This is a genomic window from Nostoc sp. (assembly GCF_041747015.1).
GTDB lineage: Bacteria > Cyanobacteriota > Cyanobacteriia > Cyanobacteriales > Nostocaceae > Nostoc.
The window spans coordinates 1-22,385 of sequence record NZ_JBGTFY010000042.1 but is presented as its reverse complement, the minus strand read 5'-3'; the positions used below and the strand labels follow the sequence as shown (position 1 = coordinate 22,385).

At 41.3% G+C, this 22,385-nt stretch carries 18 protein-coding genes and 1 pseudogene; 10 read left to right on the top strand and 9 right to left on the bottom strand.

From position 1 onward, the window contains the following. Positions 1-234 precede the first annotated feature (234 nt). The 5 genes from ACEW80_RS03385 (at position 235) to ACEW80_RS03365 (ending at position 11,679) form a co-directional block, all read left to right on the top strand. The gene (locus ACEW80_RS03385) at positions 235-1,953 is read left to right on the top strand and encodes an SDR family NAD(P)-dependent oxidoreductase (protein ID WP_373525237.1); all 1,719 of its coding nucleotides are present in this window, start codon (positions 235-237) and stop codon (positions 1,951-1,953) included. 233 nt (positions 1,954-2,186) lie between these two features. Then, positions 2,187-6,914 carry a PfaB family protein gene (locus ACEW80_RS03380; RefSeq protein WP_373525236.1) on the top strand — a complete coding sequence of 1,576 codons (4,728 nt, stop codon included), beginning with the start codon at positions 2,187-2,189 and terminating at the stop codon, positions 6,912-6,914. A 234-nt stretch (positions 6,915-7,148) separates the two neighbouring features. Further along, a complete protein-coding gene (locus tag ACEW80_RS03375; RefSeq protein WP_373525235.1) occupies positions 7,149-8,825 on the top strand; it encodes a PfaD family polyunsaturated fatty acid/polyketide biosynthesis protein in 1,677 nt (558 codons plus the stop codon). Positions 8,826-8,827: 2 nt separating this feature from the next. Next, positions 8,828-10,336, top strand: coding sequence for a thioester reductase domain-containing protein (locus tag ACEW80_RS03370; RefSeq protein ID WP_373525234.1), 1,509 nt, complete (start codon positions 8,828-8,830; stop codon positions 10,334-10,336). 539 nt (positions 10,337-10,875) lie between these two features. Next, positions 10,876-11,679, top strand: coding sequence for an SDR family NAD(P)-dependent oxidoreductase (locus tag ACEW80_RS03365; protein WP_373525233.1), 804 nt, complete (start codon positions 10,876-10,878; stop codon positions 11,677-11,679). Positions 11,680-11,748: 69 nt separating this feature from the next. Here the strand turns inward: ACEW80_RS03365 and hetI are convergent, their stop codons facing one another. The 4 genes from hetI to ACEW80_RS03345 form a co-directional block, all read right to left on the bottom strand. Beyond that, positions 11,749-12,465 carry a 4'-phosphopantetheinyl transferase HetI gene (gene hetI, locus ACEW80_RS03360; protein ID WP_373525232.1) on the bottom strand — a complete coding sequence of 239 codons (717 nt, stop codon included), beginning with the start codon at positions 12,463-12,465 and terminating at the stop codon, positions 11,749-11,751. A 15-nt stretch (positions 12,466-12,480) separates the two neighbouring features. Next, positions 12,481-12,837 (bottom strand): DUF5615 family PIN-like protein, encoded by a 357-nt coding sequence (locus ACEW80_RS03355; RefSeq protein WP_373525231.1) that lies wholly within the window; start codon positions 12,835-12,837, stop codon positions 12,481-12,483. Then, positions 12,830-13,231, bottom strand: a complete 402-nt coding sequence (locus ACEW80_RS03350) for a DUF433 domain-containing protein (protein WP_373525230.1) — start codon at positions 13,229-13,231, stop codon at positions 12,830-12,832. The genes ACEW80_RS03355 and ACEW80_RS03350 overlap by 8 nt, the downstream gene beginning before the upstream one ends. A 116-nt stretch (positions 13,232-13,347) precedes the next feature. Then, positions 13,348-14,412, bottom strand: coding sequence for a YheT family hydrolase (locus ACEW80_RS03345; protein ID WP_373525229.1), 1,065 nt, complete (start codon positions 14,410-14,412; stop codon positions 13,348-13,350). Between the two features lie 158 nt (positions 14,413-14,570). On the opposite strand from ACEW80_RS03345, the gene ACEW80_RS03340 reads away from it, so the two are divergent. After that, positions 14,571-15,311, top strand: coding sequence for a response regulator transcription factor (locus tag ACEW80_RS03340; RefSeq protein ID WP_373525228.1), 741 nt, complete (start codon positions 14,571-14,573; stop codon positions 15,309-15,311). Positions 15,312-15,442: 131 nt separating this feature from the next. On the opposite strand, the gene ACEW80_RS03335 is transcribed toward ACEW80_RS03340, so the two are convergent. Beyond that, a complete protein-coding gene (locus ACEW80_RS03335) occupies positions 15,443-15,838 on the bottom strand; it encodes a hypothetical protein (protein WP_373525227.1) in 396 nt (131 codons plus the stop codon). Between the two features lie 743 nt (positions 15,839-16,581). Here ACEW80_RS03335 and ACEW80_RS03330 point away from each other — a divergent pair. Both ACEW80_RS03330 and ACEW80_RS03325 read left to right on the top strand, forming a co-directional pair. After that, the gene (locus tag ACEW80_RS03330; protein WP_373525226.1) at positions 16,582-17,529 is read left to right on the top strand and encodes a homogentisate phytyltransferase; all 948 of its coding nucleotides are present in this window, start codon (positions 16,582-16,584) and stop codon (positions 17,527-17,529) included. Positions 17,530-17,532: 3 nt separating this feature from the next. After that, positions 17,533-18,009, top strand: a complete 477-nt coding sequence (locus ACEW80_RS03325) for a tetratricopeptide repeat protein (protein WP_373525225.1) — start codon at positions 17,533-17,535, stop codon at positions 18,007-18,009. 51 nt (positions 18,010-18,060) lie between these two features. Here the strand turns inward: ACEW80_RS03325 and fetB are convergent, their stop codons facing one another. Next, positions 18,061-18,837 carry an iron export ABC transporter permease subunit FetB gene (gene fetB, locus ACEW80_RS03320; RefSeq protein WP_373525224.1) on the bottom strand — a complete coding sequence of 259 codons (777 nt, stop codon included), beginning with the start codon at positions 18,835-18,837 and terminating at the stop codon, positions 18,061-18,063. A 269-nt stretch (positions 18,838-19,106) separates the two neighbouring features. On the opposite strand from fetB, the gene ACEW80_RS03315 reads away from it, so the two are divergent. Beyond that, positions 19,107-20,255 (top strand): DegT/DnrJ/EryC1/StrS family aminotransferase, encoded by a 1,149-nt coding sequence (locus ACEW80_RS03315; protein ID WP_373525223.1) that lies wholly within the window; start codon positions 19,107-19,109, stop codon positions 20,253-20,255. Positions 20,256-20,474: 219 nt separating this feature from the next. Here the strand turns inward: ACEW80_RS03315 and ACEW80_RS03310 are convergent, their stop codons facing one another. From ACEW80_RS03310 to ACEW80_RS03300, 3 genes are all read right to left on the bottom strand, one after another. Then, the gene (locus ACEW80_RS03310) at positions 20,475-21,236 is read right to left on the bottom strand and encodes a DUF561 domain-containing protein (RefSeq protein WP_373525222.1); all 762 of its coding nucleotides are present in this window, start codon (positions 21,234-21,236) and stop codon (positions 20,475-20,477) included. A gap of 220 nt (positions 21,237-21,456) precedes the next feature. After that, on the bottom strand, positions 21,457-21,642 hold the full coding sequence (locus ACEW80_RS03305; protein ID WP_373525221.1) for a hypothetical protein: 186 nt from the start codon (positions 21,640-21,642) through the stop codon (positions 21,457-21,459). Positions 21,643-21,765: 123 nt separating this feature from the next. Beyond that, positions 21,766-21,921 carry a hypothetical protein gene (locus tag ACEW80_RS03300; RefSeq protein WP_373525220.1) on the bottom strand — a complete coding sequence of 52 codons (156 nt, stop codon included), beginning with the start codon at positions 21,919-21,921 and terminating at the stop codon, positions 21,766-21,768. A gap of 233 nt (positions 21,922-22,154) precedes the next feature. Between ACEW80_RS03300 and ACEW80_RS03295 the strand changes: the two are divergent. Then, positions 22,155-22,385, top strand: a pseudogene (locus tag ACEW80_RS03295) (VCBS repeat-containing protein); the annotation flags it as partial.

Below are 22,385 nucleotides of genomic sequence, written 5' to 3'. Positions count from 1 at the left end.
TTTAGATTTCATTTCATCCCTTGATTTAGCAATGCCAAAAGCAGGTTAATCACTTCATCTTCTCTGTGTTTCTTCTCTTTGCGCCTCTGCGCGACGCCAGGTGCTTCTCCTTGCCGGAGACGCTGCGCGAACAAGTCGGCGGAGCCGCCCAACGCACTGGCTCCTCTGCGTGAGGTTTTCCTTTAATCGGCGACACCCAAGAAAGCAAATTTATCCAGATATTCACGAGGATTTATGATACAAACAGCCCCATCATCTGTCTTTGTCGTGAGCGGCGGTGCAAAAGGGATTACGGCTGAGTGTACTATCAGATTAGCACAGCAGCAACCCTGCAAATTTATCCTCCTCGGTCGCTCGGAACTATTAGAAACCGAGCCAGATTTTGCTCAAAATTCTGATGACTCCGCATTGAAAAAATGCATCATGGAAAATCTTCTTTCCCAAGGAGAGAAGCCGACACCCATGAATGTGCAAAAAATATATAACAAAATTACATCCAGCCGCGAAATTAAAAAGACTCTAGCCGCAATTGAAAAAACCGGAGCTAAAGCCGAATATATCAGCGTCGATGTCACAGATACGCCGGCTTTACAAGAAAAACTTGCCAATGCTGTGCAACATCTTGGCCCAATTACCGGAATCATCCACGGCGCGGGAAACTTGGCTGATAAGTTAATTGAAAAGAAAACAGAACAAGATTTTGAAAAAGTTTACACCGCCAAAGTTCAAGGTTTAGAAAACCTGTTGGCTTGCGTTAATCCTAATCAACTTCAGCATTTAGTTTTGTTTTCTTCAGTAACCGGATTTTACGGAAATCCCGGACAATCTGATTATGCGATCGCAAATGAAATTCTGAACAAATCAGCCCATATATTTAAGCAAAGTTATCCCTCATGTCATGTAGTCGCTATCAACTGGGGCGCTTGGGATAGTGGGATGGTGACAGCAGAATTAAAGAAGATTTTTCAAGAGCGAAAAATTGACATAATTCCGATTGCAGTCGGGGCGCAAATGCTCGTTAAAGAAATGGATAATGCCAATCATGGAACTGCACAAGTTGTCATTGGTAGCCCACTAGTTCCAATGGCGACAGAGTTAGATTCTGAACTACGAATCCATCGTATTCGTCGCCAAATGACATTAGAAGCTAATCCATTTTTACACGATCATACTATTGCTGGTTCTCCAGTTTTACCAGCAACTTGTGCAATGACCTGGATTATCAATGCTTCTGAACAATTATATCCTGGTTATCGGTTATTTTATTACCAAGATTTCAAAGTTTTGAAGGGGATTACTTTTAATGAAACATTAGCGAAGGAACATATTTTAGAAATAGAAGAGATTTCCAAAGTTAACCTTGAAAGCATCGAACTTAAAGCTAAAATTTCGAGTAAAAACCCCGAAGGAAAAATCCATTTTCACTTTAGCGCTCAACTCCATCTTCAGCGTGAAATCCCAGATGCACCCATCTATGAATCTCTCAATCTCGAACAAGATAACATCATCACCGCTACAGGAAAAGCTTTTTACCAAAATGGTGGGGCTACATTATTTCACGGCCCCGGTTTTCAAGAAGTTAAGAGGGTTTTAAACATCAGTCCTGAAAAAATCACCACAGAATGTCTTTGGCCAGAACTCAGCGCCCAGCAACAAGGACAATTCCCAGTTCAATGGGTAAATCCTTACACAACTGACTTGAGTATGCACGCCTTATGGATTTGGACACAACACTTTCATGAAGAAGGTTGTTTACCTGGGAAAGTCGAAAAATTTGAACAGTTTGAAGCGATACCACATAACGAAACATTTTACGTTTCTTGTGAAGTGATAGCTAAGACACCAAGTAGTGCGATCGCTAACTTCATCATACACGATCGCCAAGGTAAAATATACTCACGAATGCTCGGTGCTCATGCCATTATTTGGTCAATGAAAATGCTCAGAAGCTAGTAATTTTTCTTGAATTTTCACGCCATCAAAGCTAGCGCGAAACCTAACCCCCCAGCCCCCTTCCCTACGTTCGCGTAGCGGCACGAAGTGCGGGAAGGGGGAGAATTCCAAGCCTCTCCCCTTTAAGGGGAGAGATTTGGAGATAGGTTTCCATGTTCAAAGTTTGGGGAACAGCGTAAATCCTGCCTGTTAATTATCTCTTGCCTAATACCCAAACTCGGAGCATATCAGCAGTGGAAAAAATAGCCATCATCGGATTATCATGCCTATTCCCCGATGCTAAAAACCCTGAAGAATACTGGCAAAACATCGTTGATCAAAAAGATTCCACATCCTCTGCAACCGTCGAAGAAATCGGAGTAGATCCGACAATCTTTCACAATCCAGTTAAAGGTACACCAGACAAAACCTATTCCCTCACAGGCGGATACATCCGCAACTTTCAATTTAATCCATCTGAATACAATCTACCATCAGAATTTGTTTCTAGTTTAGATAACACCTTCAAATGGTCATTGTATGCTGCGAAACAAGCAATTGTACAAAGTGGTTATTGGGGGAATCAAACTGTCCTGGCAAAATGTGGCGTAATTTTAGGTAATTTGTCATTCCCAACCAAATTATCTAACCAGCTATTCTCTCCAATTTACCAGCAAGCGATCGCACCTGCTGTCAGAGAACTTTTGCAATACGAAGATTTTGATTTAGCTACTCTCCCAACTGCAACTAAAGCATCTTTATACAATGCCCTGATATCTGGTTTACCAGCATCTATCATTGCTCAAGCTCTATCTCTATCCCAGATTAATTTATGTCTGGATGCTGCTTGTTCGTCATCATTTTATGCTATTAAACTAGCATCTCATTACTTATGGTCACACAAAGCTGATGTCATGTTAGCTGGAGCCATCAGTTGTGCAGATTCTCTATTCGTGCGGATGTTATTTTCCGGTGTTCAAGGATATGCAGAAAATGGCATCAGCCGCCCCTTAGATAAATCCTCTAGAGGGCTAATTCCCGCCGATGGTGTTGGAATGGTGATGCTGAAGAGATATTCTGACGCCGTTAGAGATGGTGATAATATTCTCGCTACTATCTGCGGTAATGGACTCTCAAATGATGGCAAAGGCAAGCATCTACTTAGTCCGAATCCTAAAGGACAAGTTTTAGCTTTTGAACGAGCCTATAAGGAAGCGAAATTTAGTCCCAAAACCATCGATTATTTAGAGTGTCACGCCACAGGCACATTGCTAGGAGATACAACCGAATTCAACTCCATAGAAACATTCTTTGGTCAAAATCAAGCTGCGCCTCTGGTAGGTTCCGCTAAGGCAAATACTGGTCACTTGCTAACTGCTGCTGGCATGGTTGGCTTGACTAAGGTGATTTTGAGTATGTCGCATGGTCTAATTCCACCAACCATGAATGTTTCTGAACCTTTAACATCAGAAAATAGTACAATTTCCGCCGATAAAATTGTTAGAGCAGCTACAGCATGGCCTAATAATAACGCACCAATAAAACGGGCAGCTATTAGCGCTTTTGGTTTTGGTGGTACCAATTCTCATCTGATTTTAGAACAAGGAAATACAACACAACCAGTTGAATCAACTCCACCTGTTCCATCTGTAAAAGTCGCCATTGTCGGCATGGATGCCTTTTTCGGTAACTGCAATGGTTTGGATGCTTTTGAACGCAGTATTTATGATGGAACACAACATTTTACTTCCCTACCGCCTCAAAGATGGCATGGTATAGAAAACCAAGAAAATGTTTTGAAAGAGTACGGTTTAGCAGATGGTAAAGCACCAGTAGGGGCATATATCAAAGATTTTGAAATCGATACTTTATCGTGCAAAATCCCACCGAATGAAATCGAAAAGTTAAACCCACAACAATTGTTACTCCTGAAAGTTAGCGATCGCGCCGTGAAAGATGCGAAACTACAGGAGGGTGGCAATGTGGCGGTTATTGTCGCTGCTGAGACAGAATTTTCAGTACATCAGCTACAACAAAGATGGAATTTGTCTTGGCAAGTTAAAGACGGCTTACTCAATCAAGGAATTTCTTTACCTGCTGAATATCTGGCGCAACTGGAAACCATTGTTAAAGATAGCGTTCACCAACCAGTAGAAATCGGTGAATATGTAAGTCACATCGCCAACATCATGGCAAGTCGGATTTCAGCTTTATGGAATTTCACTGGCCCGGCATTCACCATCAGCGCCGGCGAAAATTCTGCCCTGAAAGCGTTGGAAGTGGCGCAAATGCTACTCGCTACGGGTGAAGTTGATGCAGTGGTTGTGGGTGCTGTAGATTTGTCCGGTGGTGTGGAAAATGTCTTGTTCCGCAATCAATTTGCACCAATTAATACGGGTGTGAATACGTTGGGTTATGACCAACAAGCAAATGGCTGGACTGTTGGCGAAGGTGCCGGTGCTGTCGTCCTCAAACGCTACGATGCTGCTAAAGAAGATAATGAACGCATCTATGCAGTCATTGATGCCATGAGTTTTGCACAAAGTCATTCTACTGACAGTAACGCTCTGGTAAAACCTGATGCTTCAGCTATCAGCAATGTCTGCAAACAAGCTTTCCAGATGGCAGATATTCAACCCACGGAGGTTAACTATGTAGAAGTCTTCGGTAGTGGCGTTTCCCAGCAGGATGAAGCGGAAATCACAGGTTTACTGCAAGCTTATCCGAAAGTGGGCAATGGTCTGCATTGTGCATTGGGCAGCGTCAAAGCCAATATCGGCCACACCTATACAGCATCGGGAATTGCTAGCTTAATCAAAACCGCTCTGTGTCTTTATTACAGGTACATTCCCGCCACACCCAAATGGTCTGGTGTTAAAACACCGCAAGTATGGGAAGGTAGCCCTTTCTATGTGGCAATGGAATCAAGACCTTGGTTTGTCGATAAAGGCGGCACACGCAGAGTAGCAGCAATTAATAGCATGGGTATTGATGGAAGTTACGCCCATTTAATCTTATCGGAAGAACCCAGCCAACAGGAGCGCGACAACAGATATTTGCAACAAATGCCTTTTCATTTGTTTCCTATAGCAGTTAGCGATCGCACCACTATCCCCGATCTTCTTAACCGTTTCCAACATACCATAGAAGCTAGTTCTTCTTTATCAGCCACCGCCAGCGAAATATTCGCTGCTTTTGAACAGCAATCTGATGTAAAATACGTCTTATCAATCACAGGACGTAACACAAAAGATTTACTCAAAGAAATTGAATCTGCCCGCAAAGGTGTAAACAATGCCTTTGAAAATGGCACAGATTGGCAAACCCCACTAGGCAGTTATTTCACAGCAAAACCATTGGGCAAAACTGGAGCAGTTGCTTATGTTTATCCCGCCGCAGTCAATTCTTATATTGGCATTGGTCGCAGTGTCTTCCGTTTATTTCCGAAAGTATTCGAGGACTTAAAAAGTAATAACCTTTACAACCGCGCTGCTGATGTTGAAAAGTTGGTTTATCCTAGAAGTTTACCTAAATTGACAACTAGGCAACTAGAAACTCTCGAAAAAGAATTGTTAGATGATTCACTGGCAATGTTTGAAAGTGAAATCGCCTTTGCTAGATATATGACAGCAATTTTTCGAGATGATTTTCAAGTCAAGCCGCAATCCGTTTTTGGCTATAGTTTGGGTGAAACTAGCATGATGGTTGCTCAAGGAGTTTGGAGTGATTTTGAGGGCGGAAGTAATACCTTAAACTCATCACCTTTATTTGGCGATAAGCTATCTGGTCCGAAAAATGCTGTACGTGAATATTGGGGATTAACGGATTCACCGAACAACAATTTTTGGAATACCTATGTTCTCATGGCGACTCCATCCCAAGTTAGAGAATGTCTTAAACATGAGAATCGTGTTTATCTAACTCAAATAAACACACCAGAAGAAGTATTAATTGCTGGTGATGATGCCGCTTGTAAGCGAGTGATTCAAACTTTAGGTTGCAATTCTTTCCCGGCTCCCTTCGACCACGTGATACACTGTGAGGCGATGCGATCGCAGTTTGAAGAAATCAAAAAAGTAAATACCTTACCATCCCAAAATCTTCCCGATATTGTGTTTTACTCAGCCGCAGATTATCAGCCAACTGCACTTGAAAGTAATGCAATTGCTCACAACATTGCCAAAGGATTGTGCCAAGAGCTTGATTTTCCGCAATTAGTTAACCGTGTCTACGGTGATGGTGTCAAAATATTTTTAGAAGCAGGTGCCGGTAGTGTTTGTTCACGATGGATTGATAAAATTCTCGACAACAAAGAACACATTACAGTTTCTCTGAATCGTCGAGGGATGGATGACCATGCTGCAATGGTAAAAGCATTAGCAAAACTACTCAGTCATCAAGTGAACGTGGATTTATCACCACTGTACAGTAAAGCCCAAGAAACAGCTAATCAAAATAAAGCAACTCTGAGAACAGTTACCTTGGGTGGAAAATCAATTGCTGCTGCTATTTTGAGCGACGAAAATCGCAAACTCGTTGAAGATTTCGCTGGGGATTTTAAGTGCGAACGCTTCAAAAAACAGCATCCAAATATACCTAATCTTCAACAATCTGAAATCGCAGATTCTCTTAATATTTCCAACCAAATAACCCAAGAAGAAAATTATTCCCCTAACATATTGCCTCAACTAGAAGAAGTCAAACCGAAAAATATCATTGATAACGTTTTTGAAACGAGAGAACAATTACAATCTTCTGAGTCAAGCGCAATTCGACAGCCAATTGCTCAAAAAATTACTAGCATCATCAGAATGTTTGATTTAAATAAGACTCAGTATCAAAAGCTCAATGCTAATAATTCCAAGATAACTAAAGCGCACACTACTTTTTTACAAGCTAGACAAGATTATAGTCAGCAAATGAGCGAAATCATTCAATTGCAACTAGCTTGCGCCCAAAACTTGCTTAATGACGAATCCTGACAATTCAAAATGTAGACTCCTGTCGATACGGTTCGGATAAGATCCCCCCGCCTACGGCGACCCGCTTAAAAAGGGAGTAAAGCAGGAAAATAGCCCCCCTTTTTAAGGGGGGCTGGGGGGATCGTCGAGTGATAAACAAGCTAACCAAACCGTATTAGAACTCCTTTCAAGAGTTTACATCCTTCAACATTCAGCTTTTATAATCCATTGTTTGTAATCCGAGGGATAACTGCTGTGACAACCGTAGATACGGTAATGAGTAAACACGATAATGGTCTTAATTTCTCTGCTTGGTCGCATAGCCAAAACCAGGTTTGGAAAGGTTCATTAGAATCTATATCTTTTGAGCAACAACCCATCAAAGATAAATTGATGGTATTAGATAAACCCTGCTACATCGTGAAAGTTGCCGGAAAAATCGGTGTCACTAATGAGGGGTATTTATCCCCTGCTGATAATGGCACAACAACACAAATCGAACTGTTAACATTTGCAGCACCAATCTGTATACAACAGTTTGGAGATCCGAATTTTCTCTCCTTTCATGGAGTAAAATATGCTTATGTTACTGGTGCAATGGCTGGCGGAATTGCTTCCGAAGAAATGGTCATTGCACTAGGGAAAGAACAAATTTTGAGTTCCTTTGGTGCAGGTGGTTTAACTCCAGAACGTTTGGAGGCAGCCATAAATTGCATTCAACAAGCTTTACCTCAAGGGCCTTATGCATTTAATTTAATTCACAGCCCTAATGAACCTGCGATTGAACGTCGGGCTGTGGATTTATACCTCAAATATCAAGTGAGAACAGTAGAAGCGTCTGCATTTCTCGACTTGACTCCGAACATTGTTTATTACCGTGTTGCTGGATTGGGGTTAAATAACGCCAATCAAATTGAAATCAAAAATAAAGTCATTGCCAAAATTTCCCGCCGAGAAGTTGCTACTAAATTTCTGCAACCAGCACCAGCTAGAATCCTCAAAGAACTTCTTGAACAAGGATTAATTACTGAGTTACAAGCAACCCTTGCAGCCAAAGTTCCAATGGCTGATGATATTACCGTCGAAGCTGATTCTGGAGGTCATACAGATAACCGTCCCTTAGTTTGTTTGTTACCTTCTATTATTGCCTTGCGGGATGAAATTCAAGCCCAATATCATTACCAAATACCCATTAGAATCGGAGTAGCAGGGGGAATTGGTACGCCCCAATCAGCATTAGCAGCTTTTATGATGGGTGCTGCTTATATAATGACTGGCTCAATTAATCAGTCATGCGTTGAATCTGGAGCTTGTGAACATACCAAAAAGTTATTAGCTCAAGCAGAAATGGCTGATGTGATGATGGCTCCAGCAGCAGATATGTTTGAAATGGGAGTCAAACTGCAAGTTCTCAAACGGGGTACGATGTTCCCCATGCGATCGCAGAAATTATTTGAACTCTATCGCGCTTATAATTCTATTGAAGAGATTCCTTTGGTAGAAAGAGAAAAATTAGAAAAACAAGTTTTTCGCAAAACTATTGCTGAAGTATGGGAAGGAACTGCGGCTTATTTGTCCCAAAAGAATCCTGAGAAACTGGGTAAAGCAGTTAATAATCCTAAACTAAAAATGGCGTTGATTTTCCGTTGGTATCTAGGATTATCTTCTCGTTGGTCTAGTTCTGGTGAAAAAGGTAGAGAAGTAGATTATCAAATTTGGTGTGGCCCGGCAATGGGCGGTTTCAATGACTGGGTACGCAGTTCCTACCTGTCTGAACCAAATAATCGTCAGGTAGTTGATGTTGCTAATCAAATTATGACTGGTGCGGCATTTTTGTATCGTGTCCAAAATTTGAAAATTCAAGGGCTGCAAGCTTCCGATTATTACAGTCAGTATCACCCTGTTCGTTCTACATCATTGTTGGAGATTTAAAAGTGACTATAAAACAGTCTTTCACAGCAGACGATATTCAAGTATTTTTGGTATCTAACTTAGCTAAGTTGCTAGGAGTATCAACTGATGAAATAGATGTCAAAGAACATTTAGAAAACTATGGTTTGGATTCAGCCCAAGCAATGATTCTAGTAAGTAACTTAGAAAAGTTGCTAGGATTTCAACCATCTCCATTGCTTCTGTGGCATTACCCAAATATTGAAGCTCTTTCGCAGCGTTTAGCTGAAGAAGTGCAAGAAGATTCACCGATTCAAGATACAGGGGTGACATCTTCTAATGCTGCACCCTCAATTCTAGATTTAGGTGCCGAGGCAGTTCTTGACCCTACAATCCATCCCGGTGCTGCATCTAATGTGCTTGTAGGTGAACCCAAGAAAATCTTTTTAACTGGAGGAACAGGCTTTTTAGGAGCTTTTGTCATCCGAGAATTGCTACAGGAAACCAATGCGGATATCTATTGCTTAGTGCGTGCTGCTAATGCCGAAGAAGGCAAAAGCAAACTACAAAATAATCTGCAACAGTATGCAATTTGGCAGGAAGAATTTAATTCTAGAATTATTCCGATTGTCGGCGATTTATCTCAGCCATTGTTAGGTCTTGGCTCTGAACAGTTTCAATTTTTAGCTGCCAATATTGATACTATCTATCATAGTGGTGCTTTGTTGAATTATGTTTTTCCATACTCTGCACTGAAGGCAGCCAATGTTTTAGGAACTCAAGAAGTTTTGAGATTGGCTTGTCAAATTAAAGTCAAGCCTGTACATTACGTTTCTAGCGTTGCTGTTTTTGAATCGACCGCTTATGCTGGCAAGGTTGTCAAAGAACAGGATGAATTCAATCATTGGGAAGGTATTTATCTTGGTTACTCTCAAACTAAATGGGTAGCTGAAAAGTTAGTTAAGATTGCTCGTGACCGAGGACTTCCTGTAACTATCTATAGACCACCTCTGATCTCAGGAGATAGCACAACAGGGATTTGTAACACACATGACTTTATCAATTTGATGACCAAAGGCTGTCTACAAATGGGAAGTTTCCCTGATGTAGATTATATGTTAGATATGTCACCTGTGGACTATGTAAGTAAAGCCATTGTTTATCTATCAAGACAAAAACAATCCATAGGTAAAGCTTTCAATTTACAACATCCCCAACCTGCCGCTTTGAAAATGCTAATTGAGTGGATACGCTCATTTGGTTATTCAGTTGAGATGATTCCCTACGAAAAATGGCAATCAGAGTTAATCAATAATGTGTCTTCTGTAGACAATCCTTTGTACACTCTGCGACCCTTTTTACTGGAACGCTGGTCTGATGAACAACTGACTATTCCTGATTTGTACCTACAAGCTAGAAGACCTCATATTAGCTGCCAAGATACCCTCGTTGCACTAGCAGGTAGTTCTATTGTTTGTCACCCAATTGACTCTCAATTATTTATGACTTATACCGCCTACTTGATTCAAAGCGGCTTCTTAAATATCGCTTAGTAATTCACAATTTGCGTAGGATGTGTTAGGAACATAACACACCCTACCAAACAGAAGTTTTGTATTTTTTTTAGTCCACTAAACAACCAATATTTTTGATGCCAGCCAAAAATATTATACCAACGGTGGCATAATTGCCCTGTTTTTTATGTTCAAAAATATAATTTTTTAGAATTTACAACTTGACAGAAAGAATCGAGTATACAATGGTTAGTGTCGGACGTGAAAGTTTGATTTTACCCACTATTATGGGTAATTAAATACGTTTATATAGGGCGATACCTGGCGAGAATCAGCTACGCATCTACGCTAGCAGTCTGAAATAACCAGCTTTTCTTGATGCTCAACTTTTTCGATGCATAAGTCCTAAATTTACGCTTGGACTGCTACATCTATCCAAGGCATCACACAAGCATTTGAAAGAGTAATAACTCAAGACATTTCTCGTCGGTTGAGATATTACGCCTACTTAATTGTAGAACGAGAACGACTGTAAATGCAACGCAGCTTCATCAAATTGAATTCACTAACATTATTACATGAACACAACACATCAAGGACAGGGCAAAAAAACTGCTCTTATTACTGGGGCAGCCGGTGGAATTGGTTATCAATTAGCGTGTATTTTTGCTGCTCATGATTATAATCTGGTCTTAGTAGATAGAAACGGGGCAAAGCTTGTAGAAATTGCAGTTAAATTCCAAAAAGAATTTGGAAATTTGGTCAAAACTATTGTTAAGGATCTATCTATATCAACAGCTCCTGAAGAAATTTTCACAGAGTTGCAAAAAGCCGATATTAAGGTTGATGTGCTGGTAAATAATGCTGGATTTGGTATCTATGGATTATTTCACGAAACAGACCTAGCTACTGAACTAGAAATGCTACAGGTAAATTTGGTCTGTCTCACCCATTTAACTAAGCTATTTGTGAAGCACATGGTAAAGCAAGGTGAGGGAAAAATATTAAACGTCGCCTCAGCCGCTGCCTTTCAACCAGGGCCTTTGATGGCAGTTTATTTTGCTACTAAAGCCTATATCTTATCTTTTTCAGAAGCGATCGCTAATGAATTAGAAGGTACTGGTGTCACTGTGACAGTTCTTTGCCCAGGGTCAACCGCATCTGCCTTTCATGAAAGAACAGGAATGGCTGACTCTAAGTTAGTCAAGGGCAAGAGGATGATGGATGCACAAACAGTAGCCGAAATTGGTTTTCGCGCCTTAATGAAGGGCAAAACCATTGTTATTCCCGGTTTGCTCAATAAAATACTGGCAAAAAGCGTCAGATTTGTACCTAGAAATCTGGTGACTAAAATTGTAAGAAATATGCAGGAAGATAAGTAAGCAGGTTGTCATTGGTCATTTGTCCGCAAAATCTCTTTTGTTTCACCCAAGAGATGATCTTAATCAACATCAATACTGCCAACACTTTAAGTTACAGCTAAAATTTTCTACAGCAACAGCAGCAACATAATTGTTAGCAGGTACTAGTTCAAAAAGACTCCAGTCTTCAGTTATCTGTAACTTGGCTGGTTCTGTGGGAGTTAGCGATACTTCAATTTGCTCTAGCTGGGATAGTCCGTCTCCAGTTGCTTTTAAATAAGCTTCCTTGCAAGTCCAGTAACGGAAAAATACCTTTTGCTGTTGGTTGGGAGATAGCGATCGCAACATCTGATATTCTCTTGGTAAAAAGAACCGTTTAGTAAGAGCTTCTATATCAGACATCGGGCGAATATATTCTAGGTCTACACCAATTTGGTGAGTGCAATTTACCGCACATAAACCCAACCCTTGCGAGTGAGATAAGTTAAACGAAAGTCCAGTATCAGCAAATGTATCTGCTAATACTGGTTTGCCACGCTGTTGATAATTAAACTGCACTTGTGATGGCTTGATATCCAAGTAGCGACCTATTATAGTTCGCAGAATACCCCGACCAGCGACGAAATGCTGCTGATGCTTTGGAAAATAAAACCGTTCAGCACGAGCAATTTCGTCGCTGGAAAGAGTTTCTCTCAAATGTTGTAACTGTGTTTCTGGTTGGTCAAGTTCTATGCGCCAGAGATGAATCTCATCAGGTAACAAAGTTAAATTTGTTGGTGCAGGTAGCCAGAGATGATCAGCCGTCATGATAATTCGTAATTGTTATCTTTGCCATTGATTGAGCCAGCGTACTTGACCAATCCAGTCAGCAGCTTGTGTCTCTACAAGTAGACAATCTAAAGCAGTAATCAAACTAGATAGATTCCAACTATTTTGGGCAGCTAAAATAATCCCATTGTGGTTAGGATAGCTTTGTGCCAGAACTAAAAAATCGCGGATATTGAAAGTAAAAATACATCTTCCTCTAGCAGTAGCTCCTAATAACTGGGTTTCATCAGTTGCATCTAAAGGCATCCAACCAGTGGGAGTTCGGGTGACATCATGACCCTGATTAATCAAAGCTAAATGCAAAGCTTTAATTGATGTATCAGCATCTAAATGTAATAGAGCCTTAGACATTGTGAACTGATTCGAGAGCTACTTCAGATGCCATCGCTTCATCGATTTCTTGCTGATGGACAGCATAAAAAGCCAGGGCTGCATCCACCTGAGCCTCACTCAAATCATACTCAGCAGCAATTTGCTCTGCGGATAATCCCCATTGTTGAGATGCGATGACTAAAGTCTGCACCCGCAAGCCAGTTCCATGCACTATTGGCACTGCTAAACCACTAGCGCCCCGACGGTAAGTAAGCTCAGGAAATATAAGATATTCATGATGCTCAGTTAAAATCTCGACCTTTTCAGCTACAGCCGAGACAATAAATTGCTCAAGAGAAACGCCAAGGCTTGCAGCATATCTTTGGGCTTTTTGTCGTAACAGAGGAGGCAAATTAAAAGAGTCAGATGTCATCTATATATTCTTGCTACCTACTGAATAATAACATTTTGCTAAACAAATCCTATCTTAATCTTTGCCATGAAAGGCAATCCTAAGATAAGACTCCTCTTTTATTTCTAAATTCCGAATTATAAATTACGCTGTTGCTCCAACCATTGTAAAACCCGATTCCATGCCCACCACGGGTCAGGATCTTGTAATTGGCGCTGACAGTCTTTGCTACTCAAATAACCAACATGACCGCCGTACTGAGTGAGTAACAAATCTATTGCGGAATTGCGATCGCAAGCATCTTGCAATTCTGGTATGATGGCTGGGTCAAAAAGCGGGTCATCGGCAGCATATATAATCAAAGTCGGTTTCGAGATTTGCGGCAATATTTGTAGAGCGCTGCTGGCTTGGTAATATGCTTCCACAGAAGCAAAACCCAGCCGATTAATTACCAATTCATTATCAAAACCCCAGATACTATTTGCCCGTTCAATTGCTTCTGGGTCAAGGCTTCCAGGATGAGCATCATGTATTCGCCATGCGAGGTTTTTTAAATTCTGGGCAATTCCCTTTTCCAAATATCTGCCGAAGGGCTTTGTAACTAGATAAGATAGCGATCGCTCCGAATCCAAACTGGGACAAATCACCATACCTCCACCAATATCACTATCTTTTAGTCCCAAATCTTCATGCTCTTTAATCACTTCACCAGATACCTTCACCGCCCATAAGGCTAATTGTCCTCCTAAAGAATACCCTGTAAACCAAAATTTTCCCGGACATCCCATGGCCTTAGCAGCAGCAGCGATGCGAACAAAATCTTCTCCTTCATACAGACCATCGGAAGTTAGAGTCGGCGAAAATTCGGCAGTTTTGCCGTGGGCACGCCAATCAAATAACACTACAGCATATCCTTGAGCGTAAGCCTTACGTCCTAGCACTCTCAAAAACCATTCTGTCTCTAACTCTCCAGTAATCCCATAAGTACCGATAATCGTGCTGTGAGCATTTTCAGGGATGGCAACCAAGCCAAAAATTGGCACACCTTGGCCACCTGTAAATATTTTTTCGTGATAAGACGGTTCTGGTAATAGAGTCGTGCTTTTCCAGTAACGGCTTCCCCACAAAGCTGTGTATACAGTCATCATCACACCGTTTTGTAAAAACCAAGACGGATTGTAGGGGCGAGCATAACACATCATAGATTATAAGATTTTGTTTAGTTGAGTCTTGATTTCACAGTCATTTAATCTTAATATTTATGTAAGATTTAAAAACTTTTTCATAATCGATGCAGAAATCTTTGTATCTAGACAAAGCTCCTATTTATCCTTAGTCAAGTAGTAATAATTTTTTAAGAATGCCGAGGATTCTTGTCATAGACGATGACCCAGCGATTTCAGAACTAGTTGCCGTCAACTTGGAAATGGCTGGCTACGATGTTAGTCAAGCTGAAGACGGCATTAAAGGTCAAGCGCTGGCTCTCCAGCTACAACCAGACTTGATAATGCTCGATTTAATGTTGCCCAGAGTCGATGGATTTACCGTTTGCCAACGCCTGCGTCGTGACGATCGCACCTCTGAGATTCCCGTATTAATGTTGACGGCTTTGAGCCAAACTCAGAACAAGGTAGACGGCTTCAATGCTGGCGCAGATGACTACCTCACCAAACCTTTTGAATTAGAAGAAATGCTAGCACGGGTGCGGGCACTTTTGCGGCGTACTGATCGCATTCCTCAAGCAGCAAAGCATAGTGAGATTCTTAATTATGCTTCACTGACCCTTGTTCCCGAAAGATTTGAAGCGATATGGTTCAATGAAACTGTAAAATTGACTCATTTGGAATTTGAGCTACTTCACTGCTTGCTTCAACGCCACGGTCAAACAGTTTCCCCTAGCGAAATCCTCAAAGAAGTTTGGGGCTATGATCCTGATGACGATATTGAAACGATTCGAGTCCATATTCGCCACTTGAGAACCAAGCTAGAACCAGATCCCCGCCATCCCCGCTATATCAAGACAGTTTATGGTGCTGGATATTGTCTGGAGTTACCCAGTATACCTCAGGCGAGTGAAGGGGCTTCTGTGACAGTCATTTGATGAAATTACGCTAAATTTCCTCAAACTTTGCGATGAGGTGTAGAGATGTTGCACTGCAACGTCTCTACAAGCCTGAACCACAGGCAAATTATCTGATCCCAAGGGTATTGATCTAAAGTCAAGTGACGATACTACGCAGTTTGAGTGTCGTTAATAGGCACTTCATTTGTAACAGCTTTCAAGCGGCCGGCTGTGCTTCTGCGGATGCGTTCACTTTTGCGAACACCACCCGCCATTTCATATTCGCAGCTGTCTTTGCCGTATTTAAAAGCAATTCCCAGTAGCATTTGGTCAGAGAGAGTATTTAAGGTTTTTTCTAATTCATCAATCTCGCTTTTGTATGAGTCTACCACGGCTAAAGCCGTGTTATACGCACTTATCTTGGTACGTAGATGATCCATTAGTTCTATTAAATGTTTTAAGTTGCGTTCATCTCCAAAATCCATCTTTGGGTCAATTGCTTTGAGACTAGCAGATCTCAACACAGCTTTTTCTAAAACGCGGGATGTACGTTTTTGACGAGTCATAAAGGCATTCCTTTGAGAAAGTTATAGAACTAGCTTGCCTTAATATCTAGGCATTTCAGTTCAGCAAATTTAACTAAATAATGTATTTTTTCTCACGAGATTTTCAAGTATTAGCGTAAGTTACTGATATTTATTGCATATATAATAGTTATATTTATACCTGTAAAAAACTCTAGGTGGGGTAACCTATATAGTCTTTGTAACTTTAGCAGTCTTAACAAAAATTTCGATGTTGGTAACGACAAACGTGGTTTTAGTCAGAAAATTGCGGCGTTGGTAACGACAAGCGTGATTTTAATCAGAAAATTGCGGCGTTGGTAACGACAAGCGTGATTTTAATCAGAAACCATAGATAAGCTGAAAACATCTAATTTGTATAACCGAATTAAATATAAATCTTGTGGGGCAGGCATCTTGCCGACTTTTGGTTAGGCGCGGGCGCTTGTGTAGTCGTTCTTCCACACTCAGGGTAATGAGAAAGAGCATTTTTGTTGGATAGTCGCAAACGGCTCCCAATACCTTTGGGTTATTGATAATTTAGTGTTCGGAGATCCCCTCAAGCCCCCTTAAAAAGGGGGGCTAATATCTCTTTTACCGCCTTTTTAAGGGGATCGCCGCAGGCGGGGGGATCTTAACTAAGTATTGTCCCTGTTCCCGGCTTGCTCAGACTTTTGGCTCTTGTTAATGACCAAATTCTGTGACAATGATTAACAACAAGCCAGAATACTGTATCTAAGCTACTCATGAGCCAGAGTTCTCAAAACAGCCCTTTGCCACTCAAACCTGTTCAATCATATTTCCATTGGTTGTACGCTTTCTGGAAATTCTCTCGCCCTCACACGATTATCGGTACAAGTCTGAGTGTGTTGAGTTTATATTTAGTTGCCATTGCCATTAATAATCGTACTGATTCCCTACTCCCTGTTTTCGGCGCATGGATTGCTTGTCTGTGTGGCAATGTCTACATTGTGGGGCTGAATCAATTAGAAGATGTGGAAATTGACAAGGTTAATAAGCCTCATTTACCCTTAGCATCTGGTGAATTTTCCCGTCAGACAGGGCAATTAATTGTTGCTTTTACTGGGGTTTTGGCGTTAGTTGTGGCGTGGCTAACTGGGCCGTTTTTATTGGGCATGGTGGGGATTAGTTTGGCGATTGGTACAGCTTATTCTTTACCACCAATTCGCTTGAAGCAATTTCCCTTTTGGGCGGCGCTGTGTATTTTTTCGGTGCGCGGTACAATCGTTAATCTGGGGCTGTATCTGCACTATAGCTGGGCATTGCAACAAGGCCAAACAATTCCACCTGTGGTCTGGGTGTTGACATTGTTTATTTTGGTGTTTACCTTTGCGATCGCTATCTTTAAAGATATACCAGATATGGAAGGCGATCGCCTCTACAATATTTCCACGTTTACCATCCAACTCGGTTCGCAAGCTGTATTTAATCTGGCTCTTTGGGTGATAACTGTCTGCTATTCGGGAATAATTCTGGTTGGTGTGTTACATATAGCCTCAGTTAACTCGATATTTCTGATAATTACTCATCTGGCGCTGTTGCTTTGGATGTGGTTGCGGAGTTTGGCGGTAAACTTAGAAGATAAAAGTGCGATCGCTCAATTCTATCAGTTTATCTGGAAACTCTTTTTTATCGAATATCTAATTTTTCCTATCGCCTGTTTTTTGGCTTAGATAATGCTAGAAACCTTTCCCACCAGTTCTCTGATTGCGGCGATTGTTGTTGTTTTGAGTTTGTCACTCCTGGGATATTTCGCTTGGAAAACTTTGATTACTTCAAACTTGTTTCAAAAAGGCGTTAATCTTTATCAAGCAAAAGATTACCCAGGTGCAGAAGCAGCATTTCGTCAGGTGATTTCGATCAACTCGACTAATGATGTGGTTCGCTTATTTTTAGGAGATGTTTTAAATCAACAAGGACAAGTAGAGGAAGCAACAGAATTATTCCGAGAAGCAATTCGCCGCAGTCCGAAAAAGGCTGATGCTTACTTGCGTCTGGCAAATGTTTTAATGCAGCAAGAGAGACAAGAAGAAGCCAAGGGTAATCTATTACAGGCTAGAGATTTATTGCAAAAACAACGCCAACCTGAAAAAGCTGAAAAAATCACTCATCTGCTGGATAAAATTAGTGTCAAACCCCAGAATAATTCGTAATGGGCTACGCCCCGGTACGCTAACGTAATTCGTAATTCGCTCAGATGTTTTTTACCTAATCAATTGCGCGGCGGAATTGAAAAACTGACGACACAACCCCTTAGTAACTAAAAGTGTTGTCAATAAGTTAGCCAAAACAACCATGAACATAATTACAATTTCGTAGGATACGGCATCCAGAGGTTTAACAGCAGCTAATAACTGTCCGGTGGTAATTCCTGGGATTGCGACCATACCTATGAGGATCATTTGATTAAGACCGGGAATCAATCCGGCTCTGATGGCATCTTTGCGATACTGGCTAACTGCTTGCTCTGGAGTTGCACCCAAGCTTAAGTGGGTTTCGATTTCGAGATGACTGGAATTAATAGTACTAACAAGACGTTCGCCAGCGATCGCAGCTGCATTCATCGCATTACCTAAGACTATCCCTGCTAGGGGAATTATATATTGTGGTTCATACCATCTATCTGGTTGAATAATCAAGAAGTTGGCATACAGCACTGTTAGGACGGTACTAATTAAAATTGCACCCCACACCAAAGGCAACACATAAGGAATTTTTTGGCTGATCCGATTTCGTGCGACAATCGCCGTAATTGTCAGCATTATTGCTAATAACGCCAATATCGCCCAAGCATTGTCTAAAGCAAAGATAAAATCTAAAATGTATCCTAATACAAGTAGTTGTAAGATGCTTCTGCCAGTGGCAAGGGCTAAGTTCAACTCTAGTCCTAATTTTTCCCAGGCAGATAAACCAATGGCGATCGCCATCAATCCCACGGCAATAGCTAAATCCACCAAATCTAGCTTAATTAGCTCCTGCATCGGTTCTCTATTTCCTGGTATTTTTTTCTCAAAGCAGCACCCACATCTGGAACTTTGATTCGATGTGTTGGATCTGGGTTAATATATATCACCTATATCACCTTTTTTATTAAGAGATGGTAGCCTTGACCACATAAAAGCTCAGTAAAAACCCCAATGGATAAGTATCTTGGGCGATAGTCTTTTAATAGCTCTTTGATGAACAATTCAATAAGCATAAATTGACTGTCGAAGTGCATTTTTTGTATCTTCCGATAAAATGAGAACTCATGATCCAAAGTGTAAATACCATCCCTGCATTTGATATCAAGCAGCAATATACCACCATCGAAGCAGAAGTGAGTGCAGCCGTGTTAGAGGTTCTGGCTTCTGGTCGTTATATTGGCGGCCCTTTAGTCGAAGGTTTTGAGCAACAGTTTGCCGCCTATCATAGTGTTAGTGAATGTGTGGCTTGTAATTCTGGTACTGATGCGCTCTACTTAGCGTTACGAGTCTTAGGAATTGGTGTAGGTGATGAAGTGATTACAACACCTTTCACCTTTATTGCTACTGCTGAAGTAATTAGCGCCGTGGGTGCAAAACCGATTTTCGTTGATATTGACGCTACTAAATTTAATTTGGATGTAGAGCAAATAACGGCGGCGATTACACCAAAAACTAAAGCTATTATCCCAGTTCACCTATTTGGGCAACCTGTGGATATGACATCTTTGATGGCGATCGCTCAGTCTCGCAATTTATCAGTAATTGAAGATTGCGCTCAGTCTACAGGCGCAATTTGGGGTAATCAAAAAGTCGGAAGTATTGGACATATTGGTTGCTTTAGTTTTTATCCGACCAAAAATCTTGGTGGGTGCGGCGATGGCGGAGCAATCACGACTAATGACCCAGCGATCGCTACTAAACTGCGAATACTACGGGATCATGGGAGTAAAGTTCGATATTTACACGAGGAGATCGGTGTAAATAGTCGCTTGGATGCTCTACAAGCGGCTATTTTGCAGATTAAACTCCGTTATTTGGATATTTGGAATGCTCGGCGGCGAGAGATCGCCAATTATTATTATCAATACCTGTGTCAAGTTCCGGCGATCGTCGCGCCTCAAGAATTACCTGGGGGTATTGGAGTATGGAATCAATACACTATTCGCATTTCAGGCGAAGGGCGAAATGGTTCTAGCGCCAAATATCGAGATTTGGTACGTAGTCAATTGCAAGAGCAGGGTGTGAGTTCAATGACTTACTACCCGTACCCTTTACATTTGCAGCCAGTTTATCAAAGTCTAGGCTATCAAATTGGGGATTTTCCAATAGCAGAGCAAGCTTGCCATGAAGTCATATCCTTGCCTATGTTCCCGGAATTGACACAACAACAACAAGACCAAGTGATTTATGCGTTGAAAGAAGTTATGAGTTAGAAGTAGAGACAATACGGTTCGGATAAGATCCCCCCGCCTGTGGCGACCCCCATAAAAAGGGGGTAAAATAGATATTAGCCCCCCTTTTTAAGGGGGGTTGGGGGGATCTCCGAGAGGCAAACATTTTAACCAAACCGTATTGGAAGTAAAGACACTATGAATCGCGTCTCTACAAGAGTTTGGAGTTTTGAAGAAACAAGTTTCTTCAATTCATCACTCCTAACTCAGCACTCTTAACTCAGCACTCAGCACTCTCACAGTATCTAAGGCTTCTACTAAGCCACGCACAGCAGCAATCATTGCTATTTCGCTATTAAGTTGATTAATGGCGGAACCAACGCCAACACCAGCAGCACCAGCAGCGATCGCTAATGGTGCGGTAACGTTAGAAATGCCTGAAGCACACAATACTGGCACTGACACTGCACGCGAAATTTCAAAAGCTGCTGCCAAGGTGGGGGCAGCTTTTTCAATTAATCCTAGAGTTCCAGGGTGAACTGGGTTACTGCTAGTGCCGCCTTCGGTTTGAATAATGTCCGCTCCAGCTTTCACCAGTTCTTCTGCTAACTGTACCTGTTGATCTAGTTTCAGAATGTGGGGAACGGTGACAGAGAGGATAATTTCCGGGAAGAGAGCGCGGGTTTGCTTAGTTAGCGCTAGCACTTCCAGAGCCTCAAAGCGTCGTCCTTGAGCATAGAAGGAATCGAAATTCCCGATTTCAATTAAATCAGCACCAGCTGCCACAGCTGGCACAAATTTCTCTGGTTCTACTGCTGATACACAAATTGGTAAATTTGTCAAACTTTTAACTAGCTGGACTAAGGCTGGATCGGCGGCACTATCGACAAAAGTAGCACCGCCCAGTTCAGCAGCTTTAACAGTAGCAGCGACGCTAGCCGCATCGAAGTTATTCAAGCCGCTGATCACTTTCAGAACGCGGCGGTTATTAAATGCACGTTGGAGTGTGGAACGCATCGTCATAGTTTGGCTTTTGAAGCTACGAAAATTAGGTATATTCTACCGTTCCTCAGTTGATGAGAGACGAAATCACGATAGCAGTTGCCAAATCTTGATAGTTTTATGCTTTTTTTCGGATTTGCGATCGCTATAGCAATCCTAAATCATTTGTAAGTAACAAGATTCCTCACTTTTCTAAAAAGTGAGGAATCTTGGCTTTTCAATTACTCTTTAATGAACCTGCTCATTCATCACTTGGTTGATCAATTAAAGCTGGGTTACTTTTACGTTCTTCTGGTGACTGCTCCCGAATAACATCGTCCATTTTTGGAGGGTGTTTAATTTTGTCCAATACCTCTGGACTTAATTGTGATTCATCACCTTCTGGATTCGACTTCTCAGCTTGACTAGGAACTGTTTCCTTATTCATCACTATTTCCCCAAACTTATATGCCAAGCTTAAGTTCTTCTGTGGTGAGGTACACACTATCTTGGGACTTAATTTCACACAGCGGCGGGTAAGAGAGGCGATCGCATAGCCCACACTTCTCTTTTAGTAAGTGTGATCGGAATTATCGGGACGTTGACGGAATGGAGTTTTATAAGCATTTTTTGAGGGTGCGATCGCGCTTTTGCTCGAATTCCCCGCATCATTTATTTGCAAGCTGGTAATTATACTCAAATTATGTGGTGCTAAATGATTAGTCAAATTAACTTTGGCAGATCGATTGTCTGTATACTTAATCTGGTTAATGAGTAGGATTTATATACCATCAGTGTAGTAGCAGCATCTATGTAATAGTAGCTGCTCGCTTTATATTTTTCATGGGTTCGACAGTGAAGTTTAACCCCGTATTTTGTCGTAGTCTTTTTCAAAAATCAAACCGAATTCCGATATTCAATCTATAAGAATACTTGTTCAAATTTCACAAAAGGAAAAATATGCCAGGAACTACATTCACGACGGCTCAAAACATTGGTATCCTCAAATCTTTTAACTACAATGATGCTATAAGCAATGTAAATCCACTAGATTACTACAAATTTTCCCTGACAGGCACAAATGATATTACTTTGCTTTTGAATGGAGTGACTCAAAACTATCTTTATGCCAAAATCTATTACGACAAGAATAATAATGGATTGATTGAAAGTGGAGAAGAACTTTACTCT

Coding starts and splice junctions, on each gene's coding strand:
- ACEW80_RS03305 (WP_373525221.1), bottom strand. CDS start 21,642: ATGAATAAGGAAACAGTTCCTAGTCAAGCTGAGAAGTCGAATCCAGAA.
- ACEW80_RS03335 (WP_373525227.1), bottom strand. CDS start 15,838: ATGACTCGTCAAAAACGTACATCCCGCGTTTTAGAAAAAGCTGTGTTG.
- ACEW80_RS03350 (WP_373525230.1), bottom strand. CDS start 13,231: ATGACATCTGACTCTTTTAATTTGCCTCCTCTGTTACGACAAAAAGCC.
- fetB (WP_373525224.1), bottom strand. CDS start 18,837: ATGCAGGAGCTAATTAAGCTAGATTTGGTGGATTTAGCTATTGCCGTG.
- hetI (WP_373525232.1), bottom strand. CDS start 12,465: ATGACGGCTGATCATCTCTGGCTACCTGCACCAACAAATTTAACTTTG.
- ACEW80_RS03365 (WP_373525233.1), top strand. CDS start 10,876: ATGAACACAACACATCAAGGACAGGGCAAAAAAACTGCTCTTATTACT.
- ACEW80_RS03345 (WP_373525229.1), bottom strand. CDS start 14,412: ATGATGTGTTATGCTCGCCCCTACAATCCGTCTTGGTTTTTACAAAAC.
- ACEW80_RS03355 (WP_373525231.1), bottom strand. CDS start 12,837: ATGTCTAAGGCTCTATTACATTTAGATGCTGATACATCAATTAAAGCT.
- ACEW80_RS03385 (WP_373525237.1), top strand. CDS start 235: ATGATACAAACAGCCCCATCATCTGTCTTTGTCGTGAGCGGCGGTGCA.
- ACEW80_RS03325 (WP_373525225.1), top strand. CDS start 17,533: ATGCTAGAAACCTTTCCCACCAGTTCTCTGATTGCGGCGATTGTTGTT.
- ACEW80_RS03330 (WP_373525226.1), top strand. CDS start 16,582: ATGAGCCAGAGTTCTCAAAACAGCCCTTTGCCACTCAAACCTGTTCAA.
- ACEW80_RS03310 (WP_373525222.1), bottom strand. CDS start 21,236: ATGACGATGCGTTCCACACTCCAACGTGCATTTAATAACCGCCGCGTT.
- ACEW80_RS03315 (WP_373525223.1), top strand. CDS start 19,107: ATGATCCAAAGTGTAAATACCATCCCTGCATTTGATATCAAGCAGCAA.
- ACEW80_RS03340 (WP_373525228.1), top strand. CDS start 14,571: ATGCCGAGGATTCTTGTCATAGACGATGACCCAGCGATTTCAGAACTA.